This is a genomic window from Klebsiella grimontii (genome assembly GCF_900200035.1).
Taxonomy (GTDB): Bacteria; Pseudomonadota; Gammaproteobacteria; order Enterobacterales; family Enterobacteriaceae; genus Klebsiella; species Klebsiella grimontii.
On sequence record NZ_FZTC01000033.1, the window covers coordinates 1 to 3,742 of the forward strand.

Annotated in this window: 4 protein-coding genes and 3 pseudogenes; 5 read left to right on the forward strand and 2 right to left on the reverse strand. The window is 46.0% G+C overall.

Annotated elements, in window-relative coordinates; genetic code table 11:
* Both KOSB73_RS31045 and KOSB73_RS25480 read left to right on the forward strand, forming a co-directional pair.
* A pseudogene (locus KOSB73_RS31045) lies at positions 1-222 on the forward strand (hypothetical protein); the annotation flags it as partial.
* On the forward strand, positions 213-779 hold the full coding sequence (locus KOSB73_RS25480; protein ID WP_133116580.1) for a hypothetical protein: 567 nt from the start codon (positions 213-215) through the stop codon (positions 777-779). The pseudogene KOSB73_RS31045 and the gene KOSB73_RS25480, both read left to right, overlap by 10 nt.
* On the opposite strand, the gene KOSB73_RS30955 is transcribed toward KOSB73_RS25480, so the two are convergent.
* Both KOSB73_RS30955 and KOSB73_RS31580 read right to left on the reverse strand, forming a co-directional pair.
* Positions 776-943 (reverse strand): hypothetical protein, encoded by a 168-nt coding sequence (locus KOSB73_RS30955; RefSeq protein ID WP_159427097.1) that lies wholly within the window; start codon positions 941-943, stop codon positions 776-778. The two genes, KOSB73_RS25480 and KOSB73_RS30955, sit on opposite strands and share 4 nt — an antisense overlap.
* A gap of 284 nt (positions 944-1,227) precedes the next feature.
* Positions 1,228-1,368 (reverse strand): annotated as a pseudogene (locus tag KOSB73_RS31580) (replication initiation protein); the annotation flags it as partial.
* 414 nt (positions 1,369-1,782) lie between these two features.
* Between KOSB73_RS31580 and KOSB73_RS25495 the strand changes: the two are divergent.
* The 3 genes and pseudogenes from KOSB73_RS25495 to KOSB73_RS25510 form a co-directional block, all read left to right on the forward strand.
* The gene (locus tag KOSB73_RS25495; RefSeq protein WP_098141163.1) at positions 1,783-1,974 is read left to right on the forward strand and encodes a Rop family plasmid primer RNA-binding protein; all 192 of its coding nucleotides are present in this window, start codon (positions 1,783-1,785) and stop codon (positions 1,972-1,974) included.
* The gene (locus KOSB73_RS25500; RefSeq protein ID WP_098141165.1) at positions 1,974-2,375 is read left to right on the forward strand and encodes a helix-turn-helix domain-containing protein; all 402 of its coding nucleotides are present in this window, start codon (positions 1,974-1,976) and stop codon (positions 2,373-2,375) included. Before KOSB73_RS25495 ends, KOSB73_RS25500 begins: the two co-directional genes overlap by 1 nt.
* Positions 2,376-3,445: 1,070 nt before the next feature.
* A pseudogene (locus KOSB73_RS25510) lies at positions 3,446-3,742 on the forward strand (hypothetical protein); the annotation flags it as partial.

Below are 3,742 nucleotides of genomic sequence, written 5' to 3' on the forward strand. Positions count from 1 at the left end.
GGGCAGAGAGCTGTGACTACATGGATGAGTCGGATGAGGAAACTGCGTGAGTTAGGGCTCATCAAGACAAAGGCAGGCACGTCTGGTGAGTTTCACTATGTATTAATGCTGAATCCACTAAGTATTATAAAAAGTCATTATGAATCAAATGGTATGAGTAAAGATGAGCGGTATAACGCTCTATTTTCTCGAATGCAAGAGGTGGGGGCTAAGTGGGAATGAGTACATTTTGTGGGGTTCGTGAGCGATACCTTAAAATTTATCAAGAAGCATTTGATGAGGTCGTTGCTACATACGTTGAAGCTGGTGTCTTAGCTGGGATTGAACTGCGTTTATCTCCAATCGATAAAAAGGCTTTATCTGCATGGTCTTCGGAGTGGATGGGGAAATCAGCTAAGCAAAAACATGGAGAATGGCAGTGGGATAGAATGGTCGCCAAGCGGATTAAACGATGTAAGAAGTTTGATCTGGCAATTTGGGGTGATGGGATTCTATGTGGACTCTCTCTTGGTCTGGTCACCCGAGGAAAGAAAACTGTCCGAATGAATTATTTGCAAGCGTGTCCTGTAAAGCACCCTTTGGAAAAGCAAATAGCCGCTATTGCGGTTGCGGTTGCGATTGCTGTAGGACAGCGGGTTGGCGCTGACCATGTAGCAATTTTCAACCCTGTAAATGAGAAGGTCGAAAACCACTACAGAAAGTTAGGATTTGAAAAAAGGACGGTATACAGCCGGTTTGTGAAGAATGCTATGTATATGGACATTCCAAGCCGAGATTAAGCGCCGTGTATACGGCCTCTCTGCTCGAAATCATCGACAGCTGCGGAAGCAACAATAAAGGCAAGCAGGCCTTTGTTGGAAGGTTTGCGGCTGTTTGATGATGTTTCTTCGCGAACCAATTTAGCCTCTTCATTTCTGGCTTTGGTGTCTGCTACGTAACTCATATTTATAGCCTCTGCTTAACGTGTAGTATCACTATACAACATCTTTGTTTGAAAAATAACTATAAGTAGCCAGATAAGCAACCACAACAAGCTGTGAGTATTGTTGACTCCTGGCTGTTCATCAGCGTAATCTTTTGCTCTGTAAACGAAAAAACCACCCGGCAAGGTGGTTTTTTCGAAGGTTCATTAACCGGCAAGTTTCTGAACCGTGGTAACTGGCTTTCGCAGAGCACAGAAACCGAATTCGTTCTAACAGTGTAGCCGTAGTCCGCCTCACACTTCAACACCTCAAGACTTCTTTGTTCTGCGAACCAGATACCAGTGGCTGCTGCCAGTGGCGTTTTGTCGTGCCTTTCTGGTTTGGACTCAAGGTGATAGTTACCGGAATAGGCGCAGCAGTCGGACTGAACGGGGGGTTCGTGCATACAGTCCAGCTTGGAGCGAACTGCCTTCCCGGAACCGAGTGTCAGGCGTGGAATGAGAAAACGCGGCCATAACAGCGGAATGACACCGGTAAACCGAAAGGCAGGAACAGGAGAGCGCACGAGGGAGCCGCCAGGGGGAAACGCCTGGTATCTTTATAGTCCTGTCGGGTTTCGCCACCACTGATTTGAGCGTCAAATTTTATGATGCTCGTCAGGGGGGCGGAGCCTATGGAAAAACGGCTGCTGTGCGGCCTTTCCTTTTTCTCCTCCTTTTTCCGCTCGGTTCTCTCGAGCTTTTCTACGCATGCTCCTCCCGCTCGCCGCAGCCGAACGACCGGAGCGTAGCGACTGAGTGAGCGAGGAAGCGGAAAAGAGACTGGTTTGACACTGAGCACTGACGCTCTGAGGCCTCTTATGACGAAACAACAGAAAACAGCGCTGAACATGGCTAAATTCATCCAGGATCAGTCTCTGCTCCTGCTGGAGAAGCTTAACGAGCTTGATCTTGATGCTGAGGCCGACCTTTGTGAGAAACTCCACGATGATGCGGAGCATCTTTTTCGTACACTGTCATTGAGACTGGATGCATTACAGGATGGTAACTGATGGCCAGAGTGTCTATTAGTGAGGCTGCCCGACTGACGGGTAAGAGTAGAACAACACTGCACAGGTTAATTAAAGCGGGTGACCTGTCCACCTGTAGCGGTGAACGTAATGCAAAAATGGTAGATACTTCAGAGCTTTTACGTGTCTTTGGTCCCTTTGAACACCCGAAGGGTGAACACCATTCTGGACAGGTCTCTAGACAGCGTGATACAGCCTCTGTTGACCAGAGTGAACAGGTGATTCGTCATCTGAAACAGGAGATTGAACACCTGAACACCTTACTTTTGTCCAAGGATTCGCACATCGACAGCCTGAAACAGGCCATGCTCCTTCTTGAAAATCACCAGGCAAAATTAACTGAATCCCCGGCGCCATGGTGGAAATTCTGGAAAAAATCCTGACCCCGTCATGCTTCAGTTTTCCTCTCCGGCCATCCCGGGGAGTTCCTGAACCTTCCCAAAAATCGCCAGATCTCTGAACGCTCCTCACCACTAAAAATACCCACACCCCACGCAAAATTAACATTTTGCGGATTTGTATTTAATATCAGTAGTTTAAGTTGGTGAAATTTCGTTTTTTAAATTTGATTTATATAGATCCGACTCTATGACGAGTCGTCATAGAGTCCCCGGCGAGTCGTCATAGAGTCGGTAACGACTCAGGACTATAAAAACAATGAGTTAATAACGACCCGACTCTAGACCCGACTCTCCGTTTGGTTGTTTTTTAGACGTGGCGACTCTGGGTACGACTCTAGTGAAGAGTCGCCGGTGAATCGTGTGGTGAGTCGTTCGGTGACTTGCCATAACGTGATTGCCGGCCGTCGACGAACCGGATTCCTGAACGTGCTGAAAACCGGTTTTCCGGCTGCGCCGGCAACGCTTCACGGCCACGCAATAAATTGCGTCCCCGTTCACCGTTTTCAGTCTGGATTGGTGCGGGTTTTGAGTTGTCTGGCCTGAATTCATGCTGAAATCCGCCACCAGTCAGTCTGGTGCATAACAATTCATGCCCGTAAAACGCCCTGGTGCGATTTTGAGACGTTTTCAGGGGGCAAGACGTAGGATTTGATGGGTTACGCCACAGAATCGTTTCTAGAGCGTTTGAGCTGTGCGCGTAATGAGGCGTTATGGTAAATGCACTCAAGTAGCTTTACTAACTTAGTTTTATGCCCATCCATATTATCTGCCCCCCTTTGCATACCCCTTTTGAGTACCGCGAGCACAATGAGAACAATATGATAACAATCAGAACAGCGAGTACAAAATGTGCTGTAACTTACTGTTTTATAAAGCGCTTAATGTAATATATATTACATCTCAATTATTTTTTTGTAATTTATTTCATATCTTGTAGTGTGTGTTGTATTGACCTTTGACTCTTTGTTTTTGAATGTTTTCGTATAACTCATTGAAATAAAATGAATTTTTGTAGAGAATAAGTGTATTGACTGGCTGTAAGGATGATTGATATGTCAGAACGAGCAAAAAGATCTGGACGACGCTCTTTGTCAAAACGAAGAGAAGAGCTGCTTGAAGAACTATGGGGTGAGGAACTTGATGATTTAAATATATGGAATAGGGCTGAGCATAAAGGTTTTACGACCGTTCCAAGAACATTAAATTACATCAACCGTATCATTGATCACTTAGCTGGTACCGGTTCCCCAGTGTCTCAAACGTACTTGAGCTTATGGTGCCGTGTGTTTGATGAAGGTTTTGTTGAAATCAGAGACAAAGATTCCATTGCTTATGAGTCAGGGTTTAAT

Excerpts from the sequence above, each read along its gene's own strand:
- KOSB73_RS30955 (WP_159427097.1), bottom strand. The coding sequence starts at position 943 with ATGAGTTACGTAGCAGACACCAAAGCCAGAAATGAAGAGGCTAAATTG.
- KOSB73_RS25500 (WP_098141165.1), top strand. The coding sequence starts at position 1,974 with ATGGCCAGAGTGTCTATTAGTGAGGCTGCCCGACTGACGGGTAAGAGT.
- KOSB73_RS25495 (WP_098141163.1), top strand. The coding sequence starts at position 1,783 with ATGACGAAACAACAGAAAACAGCGCTGAACATGGCTAAATTCATCCAG.